Annotated in this window: 21 protein-coding genes; 6 read left to right on the forward strand and 15 right to left on the reverse strand. The window is 60.8% G+C overall.

Annotated elements, in window-relative coordinates:
* Window positions 1-5: 5 nt before the first annotated feature.
* Entirely contained in the window at window positions 6-296 is a 291-nt protein-coding gene (catC, locus tag F3J45_RS02100; protein ID WP_167056520.1) for a muconolactone Delta-isomerase, read from the reverse strand.
* A gap of 84 nt (window positions 297-380) precedes the next feature.
* Window positions 381-1,502 carry a muconate cycloisomerase family protein gene (locus F3J45_RS02105; protein ID WP_167056523.1) on the reverse strand — a complete coding sequence of 374 codons (1,122 nt, stop codon included), beginning with the start codon at window positions 1,500-1,502 and terminating at the stop codon, window positions 381-383.
* A gap of 133 nt (window positions 1,503-1,635) precedes the next feature.
* On the opposite strand from F3J45_RS02105, the gene F3J45_RS02110 reads away from it, so the two are divergent.
* Entirely contained in the window at window positions 1,636-2,529 is an 894-nt protein-coding gene (locus tag F3J45_RS02110) for a LysR family transcriptional regulator (protein WP_167056526.1), read from the forward strand.
* Here the strand turns inward: F3J45_RS02110 and F3J45_RS02115 are convergent.
* On the reverse strand, window positions 2,486-3,472 hold the full coding sequence (locus tag F3J45_RS02115; protein WP_167056528.1) for a helix-turn-helix transcriptional regulator: 987 nt from the start codon (window positions 3,470-3,472) through the stop codon (window positions 2,486-2,488). The genes F3J45_RS02110 and F3J45_RS02115 overlap by 44 nt on opposite strands.
* A gap of 197 nt (window positions 3,473-3,669) precedes the next feature.
* On the opposite strand from F3J45_RS02115, the gene F3J45_RS02120 reads away from it, so the two are divergent.
* Together F3J45_RS02120 and F3J45_RS02125 are read left to right on the forward strand one after the other, a co-directional pair.
* Window positions 3,670-4,707: an NADP-dependent oxidoreductase gene (locus tag F3J45_RS02120; RefSeq protein ID WP_167056531.1), complete on the forward strand. Its 1,038-nt coding sequence runs from the start codon at window positions 3,670-3,672 to the stop codon at window positions 4,705-4,707.
* Between the two features lie 45 nt (window positions 4,708-4,752).
* On the forward strand, window positions 4,753-6,261 hold the full coding sequence (locus F3J45_RS02125; RefSeq protein ID WP_205300347.1) for a PucR family transcriptional regulator: 1,509 nt from the start codon (window positions 4,753-4,755) through the stop codon (window positions 6,259-6,261).
* A gap of 85 nt (window positions 6,262-6,346) precedes the next feature.
* Here the strand turns inward: F3J45_RS02125 and F3J45_RS02130 are convergent, their stop codons facing one another.
* From F3J45_RS02130 to F3J45_RS02145, 4 genes are all read right to left on the reverse strand, one after another.
* Window positions 6,347-7,858, reverse strand: coding sequence for a CoA-acylating methylmalonate-semialdehyde dehydrogenase (locus F3J45_RS02130; RefSeq protein ID WP_167056534.1), 1,512 nt, complete (start codon window positions 7,856-7,858; stop codon window positions 6,347-6,349).
* A 58-nt stretch (window positions 7,859-7,916) separates the two neighbouring features.
* Window positions 7,917-8,267, reverse strand: coding sequence for a cupin domain-containing protein (locus F3J45_RS02135; protein ID WP_167056537.1), 351 nt, complete (start codon window positions 8,265-8,267; stop codon window positions 7,917-7,919).
* A gap of 13 nt (window positions 8,268-8,280) precedes the next feature.
* On the reverse strand, window positions 8,281-9,645 hold the full coding sequence (locus F3J45_RS02140) for an FAD-binding oxidoreductase (protein ID WP_205300348.1): 1,365 nt from the start codon (window positions 9,643-9,645) through the stop codon (window positions 8,281-8,283).
* A 67-nt stretch (window positions 9,646-9,712) separates the two neighbouring features.
* Window positions 9,713-11,116 carry an amino acid permease gene (locus F3J45_RS02145; RefSeq protein ID WP_167056543.1) on the reverse strand — a complete coding sequence of 468 codons (1,404 nt, stop codon included), beginning with the start codon at window positions 11,114-11,116 and terminating at the stop codon, window positions 9,713-9,715.
* Window positions 11,117-11,419: 303 nt separating this feature from the next.
* Here F3J45_RS02145 and F3J45_RS02150 point away from each other — a divergent pair, with 303 nt between their 5' ends.
* Both F3J45_RS02150 and F3J45_RS02155 read left to right on the forward strand, forming a co-directional pair.
* Entirely contained in the window at window positions 11,420-12,100 is a 681-nt protein-coding gene (locus tag F3J45_RS02150) for a pentapeptide repeat-containing protein (protein ID WP_167056546.1), read from the forward strand.
* Between the two features lie 264 nt (window positions 12,101-12,364).
* Window positions 12,365-13,084, forward strand: a complete 720-nt coding sequence (locus tag F3J45_RS02155) for a type 1 glutamine amidotransferase (protein WP_167056549.1) — start codon at window positions 12,365-12,367, stop codon at window positions 13,082-13,084.
* Between the two features lie 399 nt (window positions 13,085-13,483).
* Here F3J45_RS02155 and F3J45_RS02160 read toward each other — a convergent pair whose 3' ends face one another.
* From F3J45_RS02160 to F3J45_RS02170, 3 genes are all read right to left on the reverse strand, one after another.
* Entirely contained in the window at window positions 13,484-15,892 is a 2,409-nt protein-coding gene (locus F3J45_RS02160) for a membrane-bound PQQ-dependent dehydrogenase, glucose/quinate/shikimate family (RefSeq protein WP_167056552.1), read from the reverse strand.
* A 298-nt stretch (window positions 15,893-16,190) separates the two neighbouring features.
* The gene (locus F3J45_RS02165; protein WP_167056555.1) at window positions 16,191-17,198 is read right to left on the reverse strand and encodes a LacI family DNA-binding transcriptional regulator; all 1,008 of its coding nucleotides are present in this window, start codon (window positions 17,196-17,198) and stop codon (window positions 16,191-16,193) included.
* Between the two features lie 60 nt (window positions 17,199-17,258).
* Entirely contained in the window at window positions 17,259-17,591 is a 333-nt protein-coding gene (locus tag F3J45_RS02170; protein ID WP_167056558.1) for a fe2+ zn2+ uptake regulation protein, read from the reverse strand.
* A 237-nt stretch (window positions 17,592-17,828) separates the two neighbouring features.
* Here F3J45_RS02170 and F3J45_RS02175 point away from each other — a divergent pair.
* Window positions 17,829-18,685 (forward strand): IS5 family transposase gene (locus F3J45_RS02175; RefSeq protein WP_370526176.1). Its coding sequence is split into 2 segments (ribosomal slippage): window positions 17,829-18,183 and window positions 18,183-18,685, totalling 858 coding nucleotides; the frame shifts between segments, so codons are not numbered across the junction.
* Window positions 18,686-19,027: 342 nt separating this feature from the next.
* Here F3J45_RS02175 and F3J45_RS02180 read toward each other — a convergent pair.
* The 5 genes from F3J45_RS02180 to F3J45_RS02200 form a co-directional block, all read right to left on the reverse strand.
* Window positions 19,028-20,278 (reverse strand): OprD family porin, encoded by a 1,251-nt coding sequence (locus tag F3J45_RS02180; RefSeq protein ID WP_167056566.1) that lies wholly within the window; start codon window positions 20,276-20,278, stop codon window positions 19,028-19,030.
* A gap of 29 nt (window positions 20,279-20,307) precedes the next feature.
* On the reverse strand, window positions 20,308-21,186 hold the full coding sequence (locus tag F3J45_RS02185; protein WP_167056570.1) for a DoxX family protein: 879 nt from the start codon (window positions 21,184-21,186) through the stop codon (window positions 20,308-20,310).
* A gap of 65 nt (window positions 21,187-21,251) precedes the next feature.
* Window positions 21,252-22,601: an MFS transporter gene (locus F3J45_RS02190; protein ID WP_167056573.1), complete on the reverse strand. Its 1,350-nt coding sequence runs from the start codon at window positions 22,599-22,601 to the stop codon at window positions 21,252-21,254.
* Between the two features lie 54 nt (window positions 22,602-22,655).
* Complete coding sequence (locus F3J45_RS02195; protein ID WP_167056577.1) at window positions 22,656-23,480, reverse strand: sugar phosphate isomerase/epimerase; 825 nt, start codon at window positions 23,478-23,480, stop codon at window positions 22,656-22,658.
* Window positions 23,477-24,550, reverse strand: a complete 1,074-nt coding sequence (locus F3J45_RS02200; protein WP_205300349.1) for an SMP-30/gluconolactonase/LRE family protein — start codon at window positions 24,548-24,550, stop codon at window positions 23,477-23,479. Before F3J45_RS02200 ends, F3J45_RS02195 begins: the two co-directional genes overlap by 4 nt.
* Window positions 24,551-24,680 lie beyond the last annotated feature (130 nt).

Below are 24,680 nucleotides of genomic sequence, written 5' to 3' on the forward strand. Positions count from 1 at the left end.
CCCAATCAGCGGTCGTCGCTGTGGATCGATGATGGATGGCGGCACATACCCTCGACTTCAATGTCCATGTAGGGGAACAGCGGCAACTGCATCAGCGTGTCGTGCAGGGCCTCGACACTGGCCACGTCGAACACGCTGTAGTTGGCGTAATGCCCGGCAATGCGCCACAAGTGGCGCCAGGTGCCCTCGCGCTGCAGGCGCTGGGCCAGTTCCTTTTCGTCGGCCTTGAGCTGAGCAGCCTTTGCCGGGGCCATGTCGACGGGCAGTTTCACGGTCATCTTGACGTGGAACAGCATGGGGGTTTCTCCTTATACGAATCGTTGATCTGCCGCGTGCCCTGCCGATATTCGCGGGCCAAGCCCGCGCCTGCTCGGGGCCGTTCAGCGGCGGGCGAAGCGCGCCAGGCGCTGTTCGTCCAGGGTCAGGCCCAGGCCTGGGGTACGTGGAATGTGCAACTGGAAGTCGCGGTACTGCGGCGGCTCGTTGACGATCTCCTCGGTGAGCAGCAGCGGGCCGAACAACTCCGTGCCCCAGGTCAACTGGCGCAGGGTGAGGAAGGCGTGGGCCGAGGCCAGCGTGCCGATCGAGCCTTCGAGCATGGTCCCGCCATACAGGGCAATGCCCGCGGCCTCGGCGATCTGCGCGGTGCGCAGCACGGCGCGCGGGCCACCGTTCTTGGCGATTTTCAAGGCAAACACGCTGGCAGCGCCGTCCGCCGCCAGGCTGAAGGCATCCTCGACGCTCTCGATGGACTCATCGGCCATGATCGGCGCCGGGCTGCGCTGGTTCAAACGCACCTGGCCACCGCGGTTGATGCGCGAAATCGGCTGCTCGATCAGGTCGATACCGTTGTCGCCCAGTACCTGGCAGGCACGGGTCGCCTGCGATTCGTCCCAATATTGGTTCACGTCGACCCGCACGCTGGCGCTGTCGCCCAGCTCGCGCTTGATCGCCACCACGTGCTTGAGGTCCTGCTGCAGCGGGTTGGCGCCGATCTTCAACTTGAATACCCGGTGGCGGCGAATTTCCAGCATGTGCTGGGCCTCGGCGATGTCGCGGGCGGTGTCGCCGCTGGCCAGGGTCCAGGCCACTTCCAGGCTGTCGCGTACCCGGCCGCCCAGCAGTTCGCTGACCGCCAGCCCCAGGCGCTTGCCCTGGGCATCGAGCAAGGCGCTCTCGATGCCGGACTTGGCAAAGGTGTTACCCTTGGCCAGCTTGTCCAGCTTGAGCATGGCGGCATTGATGTTGTCGGCAGCCATGCCCACCAGTGCGGGTGCGAGGTAGGCATCGATGTTGGCCTTGATGCCTTCAGGGCTTTCATAGCCGTAGGCCAGGCCCCCGATCGTGGTGGATTCACCGATACCTTCCACGCCATCACTGCAGCGCACACGCAGCACGACCAACGTCTGTTGTTGCATCGTGTGCATGGCCAGCTTGTGCGGGCGGATGGTGGGCAGGTCGACGATCACGGCATCAATCTGTTCGATTACGGCGTTGGGCATAGGTCTTGAGGTCCGCTCGTGGCCTGATCGGGGAGCCGATCAAGCCGGATATTTACTTGATAGTTCAAGCATTACCCGACACCCTGACTGCGTCCAATATCAATTAAATCTGCAACCATACCTCGGAGGTCTGATGGAGCTTCGCCACCTTCGCTACTTCAAGGTCGTCGCCGAGACGCTCAACTTCACCCGCGCCGCCGAGTTGCTGCACATCGCCCAACCGCCGCTCAGCCGGCAGATCAGCCAGCTTGAAGAACAGCTCGATACCCTGTTGATCCACCGCGAGCGCCCCCTGCGCCTGACCGAAGCCGGGCGTTTTTTCTATGAACAGACCTGCACGTTGCTCGAACAACTGGACAGCATCAGCCAGAACACCCGCCGCATTGGCCGCGGGCACAAACAATGGCTAGGCATAGGGTTTGCGCCCTCCACGTTGTACGCCGTGCTGCCGGAACTGATCCGGGAATTGCGCCAGGACGCTGAGCTGGAGCTGGGGTTGAGCGAAATGACCACGCTCGAACAGGTCGATGCGTTGAAAAAGGGCAGGATCGACATCGCATTCGGCCGGCTGCGCATCGAAGACCCGGCCATTTTGCAGGTGACACTGCTGGAAGACCCGCTTGTCGCGGCCCTGCCCCACGGCCATGCCCTGGCGGGGGAGCCGGTGAGCCTGGCGCAACTCGCCAAGGAGCCTTTCATCCTCTACCCCTCCAACCCCAGGCCAAGCTACGCCGACCACGTGCTGGCGTTGTTCGCGCACCACGGCATGAGCCTGAAAGTGAACCAATGGGCCAACGAGTTGCAGACGGCGATAGGCCTGGTGGCTGCTGGGGTGGGCATTGCCCTGGTGCCCTCATCGGTGCAGCAGCAACACCGAACCGACATCGACTACGTGAAGCTGGCAGACACCAGCGCAGTCAGCCCGATCATCCTCAGCCGCCGCGCCGGCGACAACAGCCCGCTGATCACGCGCTGCCTGGACTTCATTGGCCAGCTTCGTCAGCGGCCCCACGGCGCAGAGCGCTGAGCGCTTGCGCCCTGCCCTGACGGAGCGACTTGGGCGTGCACCCGTAATACTTTTCGAACGCTGCACTGAAGCTCGACAGGTGCTCGAAGCCGACCTTGTACGCCACTGAAGACACAGGCAAACCGGCTTCCAGCCATTCCCGGGCCTTGGCCATGCGGATATCCGTCAACAGGCGGTAGGGGCTGGTACCGAACACCTCGCGAAAGCCTTGCTTGAGCTTGAACTCGTTGGTGCCCAGTGCAGCGCACAGGTAGCCGATGGTCAGCTTGCGGTCGAATTGGCTGAGCAGGATGTCGCGCGCAGCCAGCACCACGTCCTTGTCCTTGGCACTGAGCGTGCTTTGCAGCGGTGCCGGCGACGGGACCAGCGGGCGGATCTGTTCGGCAAGCAGGCCGAGCGCGGCGGTGTGAATATCGAGCAGGCCGCCGCAGGTGTCGTGCAGATGTACCAGCGAATCGGCCAGCCGCTGGATAACCACGCTGTGCTTGGCGCAGAACAGGCGCTTGGCCGACAACCCCTTGGCCTCGCCATCGAGCAGGTACTCAAGCCCATAGCGCTGCAGCAACGGTGCCTTGGCCGTCAGGCGCAACTGACGGATAGCCTGTTTGGCCGGATAGCACCGTTCACCTTGCAGGCTGCCGTAGGTGGCCACCGTGCTGTGGCCGCATACAAAATCATGGCGCTGGCCGTCCATGCCGGTGCTGCTTGAACGCCCCGACAAGGCAATCGCCACCGTCAGGGCGCGCTCGCCTTCGAACGACCCAGCCTCAACCAGGTCCTGCTGCGGATCGAAACTGGAGTAGGCCACTGCCAGGCCGTCATCGAAGCTGAGGGAGTCGGTGAAACAGCTGCCCAGGCGTTGCGGCAAGCAGGCGCGCTGCCAGGCCGATTGGCCAAGGCCAAACGGCTCCTCCCTGTCCATGGGCGAAATCCGGTAGCTCATGTTCATCACTCCTTGTGGCGCACAGGTCGCGCACCCTGTGCAGCGATCCGAATTGCCGCACTCAAAATCCGGATGGCCTAAAAGTGTAACCAGATTTATTCGCATTAACAGCCCTATAGTGGCCGCACCTGAATCAACGCCCGAGACTGTGCCCTGCGCACGGCCTGCCAACCGATCCAACCATCAGAGGTGCGAGCATGACCGAACTGCCCCCCATCGTGCGCGAAGTGAAACTGCTGGGTTACGACTCAGGCGAACTGAAGGCCGAGCATTTTGCCGTGGTGCAGGCCGCCGCCACTGCCCCGGGCCCAGGCCAGGTGCTGGTGCGCAATCGCTGGTTCCGCGTATCCATTTCCACCCGCCTGATGGCTGAAGCCGGCGCCGAGGCGGTGCAAGGCATTCCCTTCCCGCCGCTCAAGCCCGGCGACACCTTGGCCGACGGTGCCATTGGCCAGGTGCTGCAGGCAGGCCCTGGCGTTGACCTGGCGGTCGGCAGCCTGGTGATGCACCCGTTGGGCTGGCGCGACCACGCCCTGGTAAACGCAGACCAGTGCACGCTCATCGACACCCCGCAAATAGACCCGGCCGCCTGGCTGGGCCATGGCTGGACCGCCTATGCGGCGCTGGTCAAAGGTGTGCAGGTACGCCCGGGCGACACCGTACTGGTGACCAGCGGCGCCGGCGCCATTGGCTGCATGGCCGGGCAGATCGCCCGCTTGCTGGGCGCCAGCCGGGTGATCGGAACCACCAGTAGCCAGGCAAAAGCCCGCTGGATGCAAACCGAGTTGGGCTACGACGCCGTCGTCACCCGGGATGCCGGCCCGGTGCGCGAGCAACTGGCCCAAGTGGCCCCGCAAGGCATCGACGTGATCGTCGACATGGTTGGTGGCGAGCAACTGGCGGCGGCATTGGAAGTAGCCCGCCACGGCGCCCGCTGCGTACTGCTGGGGGCAGTGTCGGCAGAATTGAACCCGCACAGCGCCACGCTGAAGGCACCGGTGGAGCTGGACACTTTCCAGTTGATCCTGCGTGGGGTGACCCTCCGCGGCTTCAGTGCCGATGAAGAAGCGCCGGAGCTGTTCGATGCCTGGATCCGTCAACTGGCCAACTGGCAGGGTGAGGGTGGCCTGCACATCGCCCACACCTTGGTCAAAGGCCTGGACCAAGCCCCATTGGCCTTGCAGGAAGCCTGCGCCGGGCGTTTGAAAGGCCTGGTGCTGGTTGAGCTGGAGTGAACACGGGGCCTGCTTGTTATTTTCTTGTGGCCTGGGGTTATCCCGTTGTCGTTCTGCGATGATAGGGCGACGCGACTGTTCTGCAAACACGCGCCCCTTGTTGAAGCGAGAAACGCCATGCTTTCAGTGCACGATCTCATTGCCGTCGACCCGTTGAAGCTGCAGGCGGTGGCCGGCCTGGCTGGGGCCGCCAGGCTGATCACTTGGGCACACACCGTGGACCTTCCCGACCCCTGGCGGTGGGTATCGCCAGGCGACCTGGTGATGACCACCGGCGTGGGCATGCCCCACGAGGCTCCAGCGCAAGTGCAGTGGCTGGAAAAGCTGGTACAAAGCAATGCAAGCGCCTTGGTCATAGCCCCACGGGACGATGCCCCCAAGCTTTCGGCTGCACTGCTGCAGGCCGCAGACCGCCTGCTGTTCCCACTGCTGCATGCGAGCTTCGAGCTTGAGTTCGTCAAGCTTTCGCACTATGTCATCGAGAGCGTATTGCAGGCGCAACGCGAGCGTTTCAATGCCAGTGAGCGGCTGTTCCAAACCTATGCCCAGGCATTACGCACGGAACCTGATATGTCTGGCCGCTTGGCCATTCTTGCCAAGAGCCTCGAAGTGGACCTGGCCATCGAAGATGCAATCACTGGCACCCACATTGTCGAGAGCCGGCATGCGTTGGGCGCCGCGCTGGATAATGTCGAGCGCATCCCGATTGGAGGGCGGGCCCAGGCCAACCTGGTCATCAGCCGACGGCCCCACCCCTCTCTCGATGATTCAATACTGGTCCGCTCACTGGTGGGCTTGTTGGGCGTGGAACTGGAGCGGCAGATGATTGTTCGGGATCATCAGCGCGAGGAAGGCGCGGCATTGCTGCACAACCTGCTGGGCAGCGAAGTCGAGCTGACGCTGACACGGCCGATGCTTGAGCGCCGAGGCTTGACCGGCACCCTCGTTGCGCTGGTAATCAGGCCAGGAGCCAAGGGCCCGCGGACCCTCGACGACCTTCATCATACGCCCGCCCTGTACGCAGCAACGCCTCTCCTGCTGGCCGAGCACAATGTACTGCTGGCGATCAGTCGCGATGACAGCGCGCTGTTTCAGGCGCTGCTGGCAGCCTTGGGCGCAGGTACACAAATAGGCATCAGCGGGCCTGTCACCACGGCAACCGGCTACCGGGAAGCGGCACGCCAGGCCCGCCTGGCGCTGACCCAGGCCGCAGAACTGAATGCGCCGACCCTGCGCTATGGCGAAGCGGATACCGGTTTGATCATGGCCCCCAAATCCTTGCCAGAGGCGCGCGCACTGGTGGCACGCTACCTGGGCCCGCTGATTGAACACGACCGGGTTCAAAGCGCATCACTGTTGAAAACACTGACCACCTTTCTGAAAAACGACGGCAACTGGAAAGCCAGCGCACTCGACCTCGGCATTCACCGCCAGACGCTTGTTTACCGCATAAAGCTCGTTGAACAACTGACCGGTTTCAACCCCACCACCACCCAAGGCATCGCCCGGTTCTGGATCGCGCTGCAGGCAGGCAAGAATACCGAGTTGCTTTAAAGCCCCCGCACTGCCCCGGCGTACATAAGCAAACGGCCCCGCTGCGTGGGCGGGGCCGTTTTTCATAACCTGTTAAACCGATACCTTAGTGGCTGGTAGGCATCGCGAACTCAGCACCTTTGGCAATCGCCTGCGGCCAGCGCTGCATGATGCTCTTCTGCTTGGTGTAGAAGCGCACCCCTTCCTCGCCATAGGCATGCATGTCGCCGAACAGGCTCTTCTTCCAGCCACCAAAACCATGCCAGGCCATCGGCACGGGAATCGGCACGTTGATGCCGACCATGCCCACCTGGATGCGGCGGCCGAACTCTCGGGCGATGTGGCCATCGCGGGTGTACAGGCTGACCCCGTTGCCGAACTCGTGGGCGTTGATCAGGTCCACCGCCTCACCAAAGTCTTTCACCCGCAGGCAAGCCAGTACCGGGCCAAAGATCTCTTCCTTGTAGATACGCATGTCCGGGGTGACGTTGTCGAACAACGTGCCGCCCATCCAGAAGCCATCCGCGCAGCCCTCGCCCGCGGTCTGGCCGTTGAATTCCCGGCCATCGACCAGCAGCGTAGCGCCTTCCTTGACGCCTTGCTCGATGTAACCGGTGATACGCTCGTGGGCAGCACGGGTGACGATCGGGCCCATCTCGGCTTCGAGGTTGGTGCCGTTGAGCACCTTGAGTTCCAGGGTCCGTTCGATCAGCTTCGGCATGACTTTTTCTGCTGTTTCTTCGCCCACGAACACGGCCACGCTGATGGCCATGCAACGCTCGCCGGCCGAGCCATAGGCAGCCCCCATCAGCGCATCGACGACCTGATCGATATCGGCATCGGGCATCACCACCAGGTGGTTCTTGGCACCGCCCAGGGCCTGCACGCGCTTGCCGTGACGGGCGCCGGTTTCATAGATATGGTTGGCAATCGGGGTCGAGCCCACGAACGACACGGCCTGCACATCGGGATGCTCGATCAGCGCGTTGACCGCGTCTTTATCGCCCTGCACCACGTTGAACACGCCATCCGGCAACCCCGCCTGCTTCAGCAGGTCGGCAATGAACAGGCTCGGGCTCGGGTCCAGCGGGCTGGGCTTGAGCACGAAGGTATTGCCGGTGGCCAGGGCGACCGGGAACATCCACATCGGTACCATCACCGGGAAGTTGAATGGGGTGATACCGGTCACCACGCCCAGCGGCTGGCGCAGTGTCCAGTTGTCGATGTTAGTGCTGACTTGGTCGGTGAAATCGGTTTTCAGCAACTGCGGCGCGCCACAGGCGAACTCGACGATTTCAATACCACGCATCACTTCGCCCTGGGCGTCGGTGAACACCTTGCCGTGCTCGGCAGTGATCATGCGGGCCAGGTCATCACGGTGCTCGTTGAGCAGCGCCAGGAACTTGTTCAGCACGCGCGAACGGCGCAGCGGCGACAGGTTGCTCCAGGCCGGGAAGGCGGCCTTGGCCGAGGCTACGGCAGCGTCCACATCCTTCTGTGCCGACAGTTGCACCTGACCTGTAACAGCACCGGTAGCTGGGTTGTAGACAGGCTGCTGCAGGCCGCTGGTGGCATCGGCACGGGCGCCGGAGATCCAGTTGGTAATGGTGGTGGTCATCTTTGCTCTCACATCTTCAAAGGGGTAAGCCGCGCGGGGCGCCTGCCCCGCCGGGGAATCAATAAATGGCGTAGACCTTGCGAACGGTCTCGATCACGTCCCAGCGCCCGGACCAACCCGGCGGCAGGATGATGAGATCACCACCGGTGACCTCCACAACTTCCTTGCTCTGGTCGTCAGTCAGCAAGGCACGCCCAGAAATGATGTAGGTGAACTCGGTATCGGGACGGTTGATTACCGGCCAACCCCCTGGCTGGCACTCCCAGACGCCCAGGTTGCCGACGGCCTCGGGGGCAAGGGCCTGGATGGCGATCTGCGGATCGCCCTGGTCGGCGCCAGCGCGCTGGCCGGCAGGGTTCAGTGGCAACGATTGGATCGCAGCGGACTTGATGATCGTGAAAGTCGTCACGGTGGTTTCCTCTTTAATGTGCACCAGTCAGCTTTTCCAGCAACATCGCAGTGCGGGATGGACGATGGGTGAAGCGCTCTTCGATATCGCTCAGCGAGGCGGCGGTCAGCCCGCTGTTGATACCCAGCCAGCGCAGGGGCTCGCGCTCCCAGGAAGGCGAGCGGTGATTGACGATAGGCAGCGTGTTGACGTCGTCCTCACGCTCAAGAATCAGGTTGCGCAGGATGCGCCCGGCCAGGTTGCTGGTGGCCACGCCATCGCCCACGTAGTTGCCGGCCCAGGCCATGCGGTTCTTGCGGTCGATGCTGACCGTGGGGCACCAGTCGCGCGACACGCCCAATGCACCACCCCAACGGTGGGTGATGCGCGCATCGGCCAGGTCCGGGAAAAACTCGACCAGGGTGTCGTGGATCTTGGCGTGGATGCTGTCGACCAGGTCGGCTTCATCGGTCATGCGCGAGCCCCAGTTGTAAGGGGCACCCCGGCCCCCGAACACCAGACGGCCTTCGGCGGTAACCTGGCCATACACCCGCAGGTGGCGCATGTCGTTGAACGCCATGCGGTGATCCAGGTTGAGCTTGCGCAGCACGTCGCGAGGCAGTGGCTCGGTGGCCAGCACCAGCGAGTACAGCGGGATGACGAATCGTGAGTGCCCTGGCTGCTGGGAGGTAAAAGCCTCGGTCGCACGCACGGTGACTTCCGCTTTTACGCAGCCATGCGCGGTATGCACCACACCTGGCGCCATGTGCGTTACCGCCGACTGCTCGTAGATTTTCGCGCCCAGGCTTTCCACCAGACGCGCCAGGCCACGCACGAGCTTGCCCGGGTGAATCAAGGCGCAATGCTCGGTGTACAGCCCGCCCAGCGTGCCTTGGGCACCTACCTGGCCTTGCGCCTCGGCACCTTCCAGAACACGCCACTGATCTGGCAGGCCGAAGCGCGCCGAGGCCTGCACGGCCGCGCGCGCCCTGGCCATTTGCGGCGCACTGCGCGCCAGTGACAGGAAGCCCTGCTTGGCGAAGTCGGCCTCGACGCCCTCAAGGGCGAGGACACGGCCAATTTCATCGACGGTTTCGTTCATGGCCTGCTGCAAGCGCAGGGCAGCGCTGTGCGAGTACATCTGGGTGACGCGTTCAAGGGAAATCGGGAAGATCGCCGATGCCCAGCCGCCGTTGCGCCCCGAGGCGCCGAAGCCCACTTCGCGCTTTTCAAGCAGAACCACACGCAGGCTGGGGTCGCTCTTTAGCAAGTAGTACGCCGTCCACAACCCTGTGTAACCGGCACCGACGATCACCACATCGGCCTGGCTGTCGCCTTCCAGGCGCATGCGCGGCTGGGCCGGTTCGAACCACAAAGGCCGGTTGGGTAACTGGGACAAAACTGATTTCGCTGACATGCTGTGGGCTTCCCATTGATGCCTGGAACAAGGGTGGTAAAGCGAGAAACTAGATTTTGTTGGTGGCCGGCTGAACCTGGTTCAGCGTTCGCTCGCGTCGGTTTCGCGACAGCTGCAAGCCGATGTACGAGACGCCAATGGCAACGATTGCGATCAGGCACTGCAGCAGGCTCACCTGCATGGAGGGGTCGAAGGCCATGCTTGCCAGCACGGCAATGATCGATGCCGTGACCAACAGCGCCAGCCAGGGATGGCACCACATGGCAAACTTCAACGAGCCCTCGGCTACCCATTTGCGGCGCAGCTTGAGCTGCGACAGGCAGATCATCAGGTAGACGAAGAGGAATACCGTGCCAGAGGAGTTGATGAGGAACTGGAACACGGTGTCAGGCCACAGGGCGGCGATGACCACACAGCCATAACCCACCAGGGTCGAGGCAATGACGCCGCGAACCGGCACACCTTTGCCATTCACACCAGCGATCCAGCGCGGCGCTTCGCCGTTGGCGGCCAGCACGTAAAGCAAGCGCGACGAGGTGTAGAGCCCGGCGTTCAGAACCGACAGCACCGCCACCAGAATGACCACGGTCAGCATGTCGCCAGCGCCCGGAATGCCGATGTGCTCAAGCGTGCTCACGAAGGGCGACTTGCCTGGAACCTGCGCGGTCCAAGGCTGAGCGACAACGATGAAGAAGGTGGCCAGCACGAAGAACACCAGGATGCGCAGCATCACGGTGTTCACAGCCTTGCGGATATTGCGTGATGGGTCTTGCGATTCAGCGGCGGCCAAGGTGGCCACCTCGACGCCGGTCATGGAGAAAATCACCACGACGACACCGGTAAACAAAGAACCGACGCCATGGGGCAAGAAACCGCCATGCTGGGTGAGGTTGTCGAAGCTGGCAGTGGAGTTGGGCCACAGGTGGAAGACGTAGGCACCTGCCACCACCAGGAACACGATGATGGCAGCCACCTTCACACCGGCAAACCAGTACTCGGCCTCACCAAACGAATGCACCGACATCAAGTTCAGCAAGGTCATGCTGACCATCAGCCCCAGCGCGATGACCCAAACCGGAATACCCGGTAGCCAGGCATTGATGATCTGCCCGCCGACCACGGCTTCGAAGCCCACCACGATGACCCAGAAATACCAGTACAGCCAGCCGGTCATGTACCCCGCCGGGCGACCGAATGCCAGGCGGGCATAATCGACGAAAGAACCTTTGGCAGGGTGCGCTGCGGCCATCTCGCCGAGCATGCGCATCACAAGTGCAACGATAAGGCCGGTGATTGCGTAGGTGATGAAGGCACCGGGCCCTGTGGAAGCGATGACCGCGCTGGAACCGACGAACAAACCGGCACCAATCACACCGCCCAGGGCGAGCATGCTGATGTGTCGCGTCTTGAGCGCACGCTTGAGGCGAGGATCATGTTCTGACTGAATAGGCACTGGTTGTCTCCTTCTAATTATTAATGGTCAACGCAGCCTGGGAAGGAGATTAAGCAGCTGCGACTACGCTGAACATCGTCAAATTGCAGAGACGAAGCATTCGATTCATACAAATGTACAAATGCAAAACTGCACAAGAAATGGGGGGTAATCCTCACGCCCGATAAGGCTCGGAGGCGCCCACTGTCCGCCATGGCACTGTATTGCTCACAGCGGTAGGGCCTGTGTCAATTATTGACTTGATGCTGAGGGCCGACGAAAAATGCGCGCTAATTCATCAGCATCTCAAGGCCTTACACGCGCATGAAAACGCTGGAAATCAACGCATCCAACGCCCATGAGTTAGAGGCAGCCTTCAACACTTGCAACCTGCCGATTCATTTCCTGAGTCTTGACCTGAGCGCCTATGACTTTTCCAGAAAGAAACTGGAGCACTGCGTCTTTGAGGCATGCAACCTGGCGGGGGCGACTTTCCTGGGAAGCGACCTGACGGCTTCCACCTTCATGAAGTGCCGCGCTGGCGAGGCGAATTTCTCTGCAGCACGGCTATCCGAATCGTCATTTGTTCAATGCGACCTCAACAATTCGAATTGGAGCCGCAGCAAACTTTCACACGCCCGGTTCGAAGCCTGCAAGTTAACCGGCTCTGACTTTTCCAATGCGGCAACGCTGGCGATCAGCTTCAAGGAGTGCCGGTTGAACAGCGCTTGCTTGTCAGGCATTTCATTCTTTAAAAGTGAAATCGACAACCTGGACTTCAGCGAAAGCGACCTCACCGGCTGCGACTTTCGAAAGTCTCGCTTCATCAATGGCGGCAGCCTCTCCATGGCCCGGGTTTCCGGAGCCCGCTTTGACGAAGCGGATTTGCGTGAAGCCAGCCTGAGCGGCTTGAGATTGACCGACGCTGCACAATTCAAAGGTGCAACCATTTCCAAATCGCAAGCGACGATGCTGTTGGCAGGGCTTGGCCTGACGGTGATGTGACACAGCCACAGCCGAACTGCCTGGGCTCGTTCAGCCGGCAATGGTGCCGGCCTTGGAACGGGGGGCTTGGCGATAAGCCTTCGTCGCTGACCCGCTCGGGACGATGCGATACGCACGAGACGGTGATCGGTGAGGCACCCGTGACGCGGCTGCATTGACACGGACCTTGATTATGACACTTAGTGTCATTAATATTGATTTGTGTCCACGGATTGGGGCGCGAACACTACCCATACCGTGCTACCCCTTGTCGAGAGCCCGCCCATGAAAGTGCATTTCATCGTTCACGAATCGTTCGAAGCTCCTGGAGCGTATGAAACCTGGGTGCAGGCACACGGCTACGCAACCAGCTACTCACGGGTCTACCTCAATGACAGGTTGCCAGAGCGTGTGGACGACATCGATCTGCTGGTGGTGCTGGGCGGGCCGCAGGACCCAGCCACAACACCGGAGCAATGCCCCCACTTCAACGCCGCCGCTGAATGTCGCCTGATCGGCAAGGCCATCAATGCTGGCAAGGCGGTTGTGGGCGTCTGCCTCGGGGCCCAGCTCATTGGTGAAGCGCTAGGGGCGCAGTTTGGTCATAGCCCGGAAAAGGAAATCGGGATGTACCCGATCAGCCTTACGGCCCAAGGCAAGGCCAACAGCAAGGTTGCTCACTTTGGCGATGTCCTGGACGTCGGCCATTGGCACAACGATATGCCTGGGCTTACCGCGCACGCAAAGATTCTCGCGGTGAGTGAAGGCTGCCCTCGCCAGATCGTCGAGTACGGCCATTTGGTCTATGGCTTCCAATGCCACATGGAGTTCACTCGCGACGTCGTCGAGCAGCTGATCGCGGCCTGCGAACCTGAACTGCTCACACTCACCGACCGCCCCTTCGTACAGCAGCCAGCCGAGCTGCGTGCCAACGACTGGGATGAGATGAACCAAAAGCTGTTTACTTTCCTCGACAAGCTGGTTGCTGAGTACCAGGCGGCTTGAGTTTGGGGTTAGCGCGGTGTTCGGATGTGTTCGCCGTGAATTTTTCAGCGCCTATGAGATCGAGCGCCGCCCGCGCGGCGCATCGCGAGCTGCGCTCGCTCCTACGTTTGTTTCGGGCCAGTGATGCCTGTGCCAATCGCGTCATGCGCCAAAGCCTTCGCGCACTAACCTCACAGGAATAATTGGCCCGAAATAGACGTAGGAGCGAGCACAGCTCGCGATGCGCCGCGCGGGCGGCGCTCGATCTCATAGGCGCAGACGATGTCACGGTGAACGGCCGCTATGGGTCGATACCTGCCGGTCGCAACTGGCCCAAGTACCGCCCGCGGCCTTGGCGTAAATTGCCTACCCGCGCCTTCAGCGTTGGCTGCAGGCAGGCCTGCAGCCGGGTTCAAGGGTTTAGTGGCTGGCGTTGGGCAGGGCGTAGGCAATCACGTAGTCGCCGCGATTATCGTTGGTACCCGTTCGGGTTGCCCCACCCACGGTGACGACGATGTATTGCTTGCCATCGCGCCCTACATAGGACATTGGCGCACCTTGGCCACCGACCGGCAGGCGGGCGCGCCATACTTCTTCGCCGGTATCGTTGTCCAGGGCGCGGATGTAATAGTCCAGCGTACCGTGGAAGAAGGTCAGACCGCCCTTGGTGACCAGTGGCCCACCCATGGTCGGCATGCCCAGTGGGATGTGCACGCCAGGTACGATGCCATGCACCGGGGCGTCCTCGATCGAACCCATGGGCACCTGCCACTTGGTCTTGCCGTTGTTCAGGTCGATGGCCGTCATGGTGCCGAACGGCGGCTTGAAGCACGGCACGCCCAGCGGCGAGACGAACATCGAGCGCTCTACGCCCCACGGAGTGCCCAGCTGCTCAGAGTATTCACCCTCGGTGCTTGGCTTGAGGCCTGTGCGCTTGGCATCCTCACGCTTGATGAAACGGCCCCACTGCGCCATGCGAATGTCGTTGACGATCAGCGTACCGGTCGATGCGTCCAGCGCGCCGCCACCCCAGTTGAAACCACCGTAGTAACCCGGGTAGATCAGGGTCGCCTGGCCTTCGACCAGCGGGGTGAATTCACCTTCCCAGCGCATGGCCTTGAAGTCGATCCGGCACATCAACTGGTCGAAGACCGTGCCGCCCCACATGTCCGATTCCTTGAAGCGCTCGGCACCGACCGACAGCTGCGAGTAGGGTTGGGTCGGCGAGATGCGCATGCCCGGCATGCCATCGGTGGCGACCTTGCGTTGCTCAACCGGGAAAACCGGGGTGCCGGTGCGACGATCCAGTACGAAGATCTGGCCACGCTTGGTCAGGGCAATCACCACCGGGGTCTTGCCGCCTTCCTTGTTGGGCAGGTCATAGAGGATGGGTTGGGCGGACACGTCGTAGTCGAACATGTCGTTGTTGGCAGTGCGGAAATGCCACTTGTCGACGCCGGTGTTGACGTCGATGGCGACGATCGAGTCGTTGTACTCATCGGAGCCAGGGTTGCGGTCACCGTTCCAGAAGTCCGGGGTCTGGTTACCGGTCGGGATGTAGGCCAGGCCCAGTTGCGGATCGTACGAGGCAGTGCCCCAGAAGTTCGGCGAGTCGCTTGGGTAGTTCTGCCCTTCCGGCAGCGGTACACCGCGTTTGGGGTTCAGCGCGTCCCAGGCCCACAGCAGTTTGCCGGTGCGTACGTCGAAGCCGCGGGTCACACCGGAGGGTTCGCCGGTCTTGAGGTTGTCGTTGATCTTGCCGCCGACGATCACCACGTTGCCGGCCACCAGTGGCGCCGAGGTCAGGTAGTAGGAGCCGTCGGTGTTCGGGCCGATGCCTTTGAGCAGGTCGACCTGGCCATGCTCGCCGAAGCCTTCACATGGCTTGCCGGTAGCGGCATCCAGCGCGATAAGGCGTGCATCCACAGTGGTGGTGATGATGCGGCGACGGCACTCGGCTGGCTGCGCGGTGGCAACCTCTGCCGCCGGGTCAGCCGGCGAGGAAGCATTCTGCGGTGCCTTGTCGGCATCGTAATAACCAACACCGCGACAGCGTTTCCAGCTCTTGTTGGACGGCGTTTCCTTGATCTGCGGATCGTACTTCCACTTCTCGGCACCGCTGACAGGGTCCAGGGCGAACACCTTGTTCAGCGGCGTACACAGGTACACCGTGTCATCGACCTTCAGCGGGGTACCCTGGTATTCGGCGCCGTTGATGGCCATGTCACCGGTACGGAAGGTCCAGGCGACCTGCAGGTCCTTGACGTTGGACTTGTTGATCTGGTCGAACTGGGCAAAGCGCTCACCGTGCGTACCGCGGCCATAGGCGGTCCAGTCATTGCCATCCGCTTCACCGGCGTCCGCCACCAGCACCGGCGCCTTGCTGCCTTTTTCGGCGACCACGGTTGGATGCGGCTTGAACATGCCAACGGCAAAGCCGATCAGGCTGGCAACCAGCGCCAGGCTGATGCAGGCACGTGGCGCGACGCCAAGGAACCTGCGATTGCCATCGAGCAGCGGCACCAGCAGGGTCAGTACCAAAGCGATGACAATGAAGGTCATCAGGCGTGGCACCAGTTGCCAGAAGTCGACGCCGACTTCCCAGAACGCCCACAGCGCGGTGATCACCAGCAATAGCAAAGCGATCCAGGTTGCGGCCACCTTGCGTCGCACCAGGCTGATGCCGCTGGCCGCCATCATCGCCCCGGCCAGCAGGTAGTACCCGCTGCCACCCAGCGTGATCAGCTTGATCCCTCCCACGGCCAGGCCGGCCCCCAGCAAAACCAATATGGCACCGATCACGATCGGTATGGCGCCCTTCACTTTCATATCCCTTCCTGCACGATTCACGGCTTCGGCCGTGGATTCAGATTCACGCCTGGCAATGCTCGCCGCCGGGCGCCCACACATTCCCCTGCCCTGAAGGCATAGGTACAGCCAGAATGAGAGCGCTCTCATTTGTCGACGCCAGTTGTATGAAAATGCACAATACAACCAGCAAAATGAGAGCGTTCTCATAAGAAACGCACAAAAAAGCGGCCGTCGAAGGGCCGCTGCTCAACCGCGCGGAATGTTATGGATTGTTACATTGTGAGTCAATCTGACGCAGCCCATAAAATGAGAATAATTATTGACTGGCCGGAGCAGCGGTAGACGCCCTCTCGATCAGCGTCACGCCCATCTCAATACGCCGCTTGCGCCGCGGGCTGCCCCCCAGGATGGTCTGCAGCGCTTCAACCGCCGCCTGGGCCTGGGCGTCGGTGTCCTGGCGCAGGGTGGTCAATGAGAACAACGCGTTGGCAGCATCCGGGATATCGTCGAAGCCGACCACCGACACATCGTGCGGCACCGACAGCCCCATGCCTTTGAGCCGGTCCAGCACCCCGAGCGCGATGAAGTCGTTGGAAGCGAAGATCGCCGTGGGTGGCGTTTGGCAGTCGAACAGCCTGTCCACCCCTTCCCTGCCGAATGCGGCATTGTGCTTGCCGTGGAGCACCAGCGGCTCAAGCCCAGCCTCACGCATGACCTTGCAATAGGCATTGGCCCGCTCCTTCGATGAGGGCTCCTTGCCGCCTGCCAAGTGGGCGATTCGGGTATGGCCCAGGGAAAATAGGTGCTGCATGGCAAGCCTGGCGCCACTGTCGTCGTCGACCGCGATGGAGATGACCTCAGGATGGGTGACGCGCTTGCTGCCGATGAACACGCAGGGCAGCTTGTCGGCGATTTCGCCGATCACCCGCGGATGATGCGCCGGCCCGAGCAGGATGACCCCCGCCGCACGCAGGCTCAGCAGCCGTTCGACCTCCTGCAGGGCCGCGCCGTCGTCGACCGAGCGCAGCGAGGTGATCGCATCGAAACCGGCGGCCAGCAAGCGCCGGTCCACGGCCTGGGCCAGTTGGATGTGGAACGGGTTGTTGGGGTCGCCGATGATCAGCCCAACGATCGAGGAGCGCGACGACACCAGGCTACGCGCCGCAAGATTGGGCCGATAGTTCAATTGCGCCGCGATCGTATCGATCCGCTGGCGGGTTTCCGGCCTTACCCCGGGATCGCCCCGCAACGCACGCGAAACCTGCGCCCGCGACATCCCCGCCGCTTTGGCGACGTCATCCAGGGTGGTAAAGGGCTTGGGCATAATTTTGTCTGAGGTTCCGGCGAAGCAAATTACCTGAGCAGAATACCACAAGCCAGGCGCTCAACTGCCGTCAGTGCCAGCCTGACCCTCTGCATTTAGTTCTTGAAGCGTGCGTATGGCTTCTTGACTGAGGCTATAATTTTTATCCTCATGGACAGTCACCATTCCGACATCTTGCAGCCGCTTAAACATTTCGCGAATACTCAGGAGTGAGATTCCAGGGGCCTTGAGCCGCTCAGAAACCTCACCAGCAGATAAAGTATGTTTACAGCTCACCGCCTCAAAAAGCATCTCGATTACTTTGATCCGAAGTAAACTGGCCTTGAGCCCATAACAGCGAAACAAACTATGAATATGTGCATTAGCACTAACGCAATTGAACCGCGCGCGCATGTAAAACCCTCCAGGCATTTACAAACAGATGAAGCGAACGATCACATTCAAACCTCAACTGTTATGCAAATGAACCCTGATCACATTCAAACCATTTTATCCACTGACCCCTTGCACTCATCAATGCCTCACGCCGTGGCTTTAGGCTCTGTCTGAAATCCCAAGAAACTCAAATGTGGCCCTGGAACCGTTTGGGTTCTGTACAGTCGCCGACCATCTACGGAAAGGAATTCTGTGATGGCAAAGCGGTACGAACTCTCGGATGAAGCGTGGGCAGTAGTCGCCGATCTCTTCACGGCAGCCCACGTTAGGGGCAGGCCCCGCAGCAGTGATCGCTTGATGCTCGATGGTGTGCTCTGGGTGCTCTGCTCAGGAGCAGCCTGGCGAGATATGCCAGAGCGTTTCGGGTCTTGGGCGACGGTCTATCACCGCTTCCGAGTCTGGCGAAATCGCGGAACGTTCGATCAGATGCTCAGACGATTGCACCTCAGACTCAATGACAAAGGCTTGATCGATCCCCGCACCTGGATGATCGATTCGACCGCTGTTAGAGCAACCCGTGCTTCATCTGGAGCGCGGAAAAAGGGGGGGCTGACGAGCCTGCCGATCACGCTCTAGGCCGCAGCCGTGGCGGCCTGACAACCAAAATCCACATGCTCTGCGACGCCAACGGGATACCGTTGCGCTTCCTTCTCTCTGGCGGTCAAGCCAGTGACATCAGCTACGCACAACCACTGTTGGACGAGGTCAGCATTCCATCGAGCCAACGTGGCCGCCCGCGCAAGCGCTGCAAATGGCTGCTCGCCGACAAGGGCTACGACGCCGAAGCGCTACGCCGTTACTGCGACCAATATCGAATGCAACCCGTCATTCCGCTGCGCTCGATGAAGCGCAAGCCCAAGCCTGGCTTACCCAGACTGTTCGACCGGCCCAAATACCGACAGCGCAACATCATCGAACGCATGTTTGGCTGGCTGAAAGAGAACCGTCGAATCGTCACACGCTTCGACAAGCTCGCAATAAGTTATGCCGCGATGGTCTCGCTAGCTTGTGTCTTGCGGTGTATGCGACGGCTTTTTTCAGACAGAGCCTAAGGCAAGGTGCTGCCTGAACTGAATTTAAAGATGGAAACGAGAGTCGCATCGGGCCTGCGAGCCATTGAAAAATAAGGATTTTCAGCTATCTCCGAAACAAGAGTAGTCTCGTTTTTGGAATCATTCTTCGCAGCTCTCAAGCGGTGCGCACATGTTCAACGCTTCGGGTTTAACGGTTCCAAATTCCTACCGCCAATCAGTCGACTGACAGAACTACTAAAAAAAACGTCATGGCAAACGCCATGACGGAAACGCTACCAGACCGGCTGCCAGGTCCTCTCGCAGAGGATTCCATCCAACACTGCTGCCTCAGCTGTTGCCAGACTAGAGCCGGCCTGTGCGTTAAAGGGTAGAAAATGCGTAGTTCACCACCAGTAGGTTCTCATCGAACGACCCGCTCCCGTAGGTGCGACGCATGGACGAGTTGCGCCAACGAATATCCATCCCTTGTAGAGAGCCGCTCTGCACCACATAGCCCAGCTCGGTCTCGCGCCCCCACTCTTTACCCTGCTCGCCGTCACCAAGATCAATGTGATCGCCGTGCAGGTAGCGGTTCATCAAGGTCAGGCCTGGAAACCCCATTACCACGAAGTTGTAATCGTGACGCACCTGCCAGGAGCGCTCGCGGGCGTTTTCGTAGCTTGAGTTAAAGCTGTCGTTGCCCAACTCCCCTCCTCCCGAACCATTAACGCGCATCCAGCCCGTTTCGCCGCCGACTCGCTGCAAGCCCAGAAGCAGCGTATGTCCGCCATGATTCAACGAGAACTGAGTGAACCAGGTGGTGTTCTCAAGCTCACCAGCCTTTGCGCTGCCAGCATCGCTCCCATGGAACAGGCCGGCGTTGAGGCTAAACCGCCAGTCCCCAAGCGGCAGCGTATGGCGCAGATTCAGGTATTGCTGGCGGTAGATGTCCTTCAATTGCGCGCCCCACAGTCCCACCTGGCTGCGCTGGTCGGTGGTGGTGTACAGCACCCCCGCGTAGTCGAAACGGTCGGAGGTGGCATCCGGCCGGCCATTGAGCCACATCTTTTCCATGCTGGCGTCGTCACGTGGACTGTTGGCGCGCATCTGCCCGGCATACAGGCCGACCTTGCTGAAATCATGGGATTCGATCTGCACACCTCGGAATGTCTGAGGCAAAGCTCGGCCGCCATCGTAGCTAAGCACCGGCGTGCTGGGGAGCAACTCGCCCACACGTAGTTGGGTCTCTCCAACCCGCGCCTTCAGCGCTACCGCGAGTCGACCAAAATTGTCCGCCGGCTCTCCATCATCGTGCCGTGGGAGCAACTGCGTACCCGAGGTGCCACCACCACCATCGAGCTTCTGGGCATACATGCCTAACGAATCAACACCAAAACCGATCAGCCCAGGGGTGTACCCCGACTGCGCGTCGAGGATGAAGCTCTGTGTCCATTCCTGGGCCTTGCCTTGGGTGGCGCGATCGCCCACGAAGTTATCGTTGATGTAATAGTTGCGCAGGTTGAGCTTGACGCTGGCATCACTGCCCAAAATATTGTGTTCGGCCATTGCAGACTGAGCAATCAACAGGCATGCACCGTGAGCCACGTAAAAGGTAGTGCGGGACAGGTTCATTGTTCTTATTCCTGAAGCGAGATCAGAGGTCAGTGGATGTTGAGTGCTACGCAAGGACGGTTGACGGTAAACTGAGGCGCGCACAGCCACCGCAGCGACGCAGGTAACCTGCCCTCTTGCACCAGCCACGCATCAAGGGAGAAGCGGCCTGCTCCGCTGAGCATGAAGCTCAGGTAGAAAACCGACATCAGCAGTGGGTACTCCCACCCACCGGTTGGCCCGTTGGACCAAGTGAAGCCATTGGCGAAGTGCGCACCAAAATGGTTGGCTACCAGGAAATAGAGGGTCGCCGCTACTGCAGACAGCCGTGTCAACAGGCCCATGCCAATGCCGATGGCGATGCCCAGCTCACATAGTCCAGCCAGCACCACGAAGGTTGCCGGAGCGGGCACCCCCAGCTGGCTGAAAATGCCCACCATGTGCTGGAACGATGCGCTGCCGGCGAACAGTTTTTCCGTGAAATGGCCCACCATGTCGAAGCCGAAATAGATGCGTACCACCGTCATCTGCCAGTGCAGGCCGGTTACGCTGGGCGCCTGAGAGCTGATGCTCCAGTCCCTGCGAATGAAGCCCGCAATACTGACAAGGTAGGCACAAGCGGCAATCGAACTGACGATCATCACTGGCCGCAGGTCGAGCATCGCTGCAACCCGCCAGTTGATCAGCAGCAACAACGCTGAAGCCAGAAAACCCACCGGGAAATTGCGCGGCATGCCCCAACCTGCGATCAGCAACGCCATGATGCTCATCAGCGGGCAGGCTATGCGCGCCACGTCCTGCATTTGCTGGCCGAAGATCGCGGCGTACAGCGTGATCAGACACACCCCCATCAACGTTGCAGTCAGCAGTCGAGTCGAGATGCGGCCCTGCTGCAGGTCGTTAAATGAATCAACAGCAATTTCTGACATGCGAAGCTCCTGGCCCCGGCTGCGGCCGGAGCTGAATATAGAGTCATGGATTGGTTAGAAAGGATTCAGTACCGAGCCTGTCTCATCCCGGCTTCCCCAACACAGGAAGGACTATGGGGCCGTCGTCGCCCCAGGTAGAGCACCACAATCGCCGCCCCAATCGAGGCTGCAGCGAGACCGACCAGGCCACCGTGAACCGAACCGCTGCGCGCCTCGAGTACACCGAACATCGTGGGAGCAACAAAGCCGCCCAGGTTGCCCAGCGAATTGATAAGGGCCAGCACACCGGCTGCGATACGCGCATCCAGGTACCCTTGTGGCAATGGCCAGAACAGTGCCGAGGCAGCCTTGAAACCGACTGCCGCAAAGCAAAGGGCTACAAACGCCATTACCGCGCCGCCAAGGGTCGAGGCAAACATCCCGGCGGCCGCTATGCATAGCGACAGCGCGCACCAGCGCTGAGGGTGGCCGTATCGCTGAGCCAAGGCAGCGAAGCCATACATGCACGCAATTGAGATGCACCACGGTAGCGCGTTGTAGAAACCCACCTGCATCTCACCGTGAACGCCCATCTGGCGGATCATCGCGGGGAGCCAGAACGTCACACCATAGATAGTCAGGCTGATGGAAAAATAGATGAAACAGAACATCACGATCTGCCGGTCACTGAGCAAGCTGCGCCACGATGGCTTGCCACCCTGCAGTGCAACCCGTGCCAGTTGCTCATCATCGATAGCCTGCTGCAAAGCCTGCCGCTCGCGTTGGTTCAGCCACTTCGCCTGGCAGATCTCGGACTGCAGCCGGAAATAAACGAATATGCCGAGCACCAGCGAGGCACCGCCTTCGATCAGGAACATCCATTGCCAGCCTACCAACCCAAAGCCTTGCAACGACAATAGTACGCCCGTGATGGGCCCGGCGATGATAGAGGCAATAGCCGATCCGCTGAGGAAGACCGCCATCGCTTTACCGCGCTCGTGATGGGGCAGCCAGCGGGTGAAGTAGTAAAGAATGCCAGGATAGAAACCGGCTTCGGCAGCACCAAGCAAAAACCGCAGTACATAAAAGCCGGCCTCGTTCCTGACGAATGCCATGGCCATGGCCACCAGACCCCAGGTCAGCATGATCCGGGTCAGCCAGACCCGCGCCCCGGCTCTCTGGAGCATGAGGTTCGACGGCACCTCGAACAGCGCGTAACCGATGAAAAACAGGCCAGCGCCCAGGCCATAGGCTGCCACGCCGATCCCCAGGTCACTTTCCAGTTGGCCCCGGACAAAGCCGACATTCACCCGGTCGATGTAATTGACGATGAACATGATCACGAATAGCGGCAGCACATGGCGTTTGACCTTGGCTACACCTTGCGCGAGCAGGCGCGCGCGATCATCCCCGCCATCGGGTTTCGAAAGCGTCATGGTGTTCTCTCACAGAGAGCGAGGCCCGGGAAGCATCCCAGGCTTCGCCTGGGCTCAAGCGGCCACAGGGCCCCCAAGGTAGCTGCGCCAAGCGGCGGCGCTGCGCATGATTTCCTGATCCAACAGTTGCGCATCGGCGCCCGTCGCGGGTGGCAGGCTCGGGGTGCGATGAGGCAACACGGGCTCGATAGCAACATCGCCGGTAAAGCCGGATGCCAATAGCGCATCGAACTGCGCTCGGAAGTCGATATGCCCGCTACCGATTCCGCCGCGCCCGGAATCGGATATGTGGTAGATGGCAGTGAACGCTGCATTGCGCCGAATCGTGGCCAACGGGTCGGGCTCGTTGACGTTCATATGGAAGCTGTCCAGGATCATCCGCATGTTGTCACCGCCGACCTGGCTGATGAGCTCCCGACAAGCATCACTGGTATGAATCAGCGGCACCTCATAGTGATTGCAAACCTCGTAAAGCGTGCGCACACCTTTTTCCTGGGCATAAGCATCGACGGCCTTGCAGCAGGCTAACAGTCGCGATTGTGCACTTGCCTTATCTGGGCAGTTGCGGGTCCACTGCGACAAGCCTTGCAAGGTAACGGGTACGTGCCCAGCCTCAACGGCAAAGTCAATGACCTTGCGGTAGTAGGCGATTGCCCCTTGCTCGCTCGCCTGATCCGGCTGCACCGGACCTGCGTTGAAGGGGTCAATGGCGAGAATCCTCATGCCTGCAGCAGCGGCTTCCTGTCTGAGCTGCGAACCGCTGCAATCGCGAAAATCACCTGCGTACTGAATTGCATCCAGGCCAAGCTCACGCGCTTTGGCAATAGCCTGGGCAGGAGCCGTCAACCCCAAGGTCCACGTAACGACACCAATTTTCATACGTGCTCCTCCATCAAGGGCTTTCCCACGAGCGCCGGCACCGCCGACCGGTCACCAAACGCCATTGGAAGTGCCAATTTGTAGATCTTGAAAGGCGCTTGCACCCGGCTTTTCCCTCCAGGCCCGCGGTTGCTGGCCAGACGGGCGCTCTGCGGAACGGGTATGAAGAGCTCACGCTGGTAATTGATGATCATTGCATCCGGATTCCACAGCCGCTCGTCCTCGACCAGGACACGCAGCGAGCCGTCAGGTGACAATACGCTGACCCTGGGCTTGTCATATTCGCCAAGGTACAGGTTGCCTTTGCTGTCTATCGCTGTGCCGGTCAAAGTGCCAGTGTCGTAGACCAACTGAACCTGTTGCCCGAGCTGCTCTTCGCTGAGCGAGCGGTCGCGCAGCCCGGCGGTTGGCACGCGCCACAACGGGCCAGTCAGTGCTTGGTAGTAGAGCCATTGCCCGTCCGGGCTGATCTCTATCGGATCTGCGTGCACCTGGTTGTCGGAACCGTCGGCTTTGAGCAACGGCTGACCGCCCTCGCCTAGTGGTCGGCGACTGCGGATCATCTTTGTCGACAGATGCCCGGCAAGGCGGCGTACAGCGGCGCCGCTCGTGAGGTTGATGACGATGATCGCGCCAAGGCCGGACTCAGTCAGGTAAATGTGTTCGGAGTCCAGGCGCAGATCGTTGAGCCCTGCGCCCGCAGGTAGCACGTTGGCTGGCAAACTGATGCTGCGCAGCAATTTACCGTCGCGAGTGTCGAACTGCAGGATTTTCTGTCCGCGGCTCATGCCATCAGGGTTTTCCTCCCCCTGATCGATTGCCCATAGCGTGTCGTCGTCAAAAATATGGATTGTATTGACCTTGACCATCGCTTGGGCGGTAGGTTTGCCCGCTTTCCATTCATTCCATTGGCCACCGGGAAAAGGTTTGTGTCGACCGTCCGGGAGGATCTCTACGATCGAGGGAGTATCCTCGTAGCCTGGCCAGCGAGGCAGCCCGGCAAACAGCCTACCTGCCTTCGTGCTGGCCACCGCATTGCAGATCCAAGGCAGTTGAGCGACTTCAGTCAAGGACTGCCCGACACGCTCTAGGGCGCGAATGGCTGGGCTGATGCCAAGGAACGCCAATCCAGCACCTGTAACCTTACATAACTCACGTCTTCTTATCATTGTTGTCGTCCTTGTGGCGTTACTCAGATTT

The organism is Pantoea sp. Ap-967 (genome assembly GCF_011752565.1).
GTDB lineage: Bacteria > Pseudomonadota > Gammaproteobacteria > Pseudomonadales > Pseudomonadaceae > Aquipseudomonas.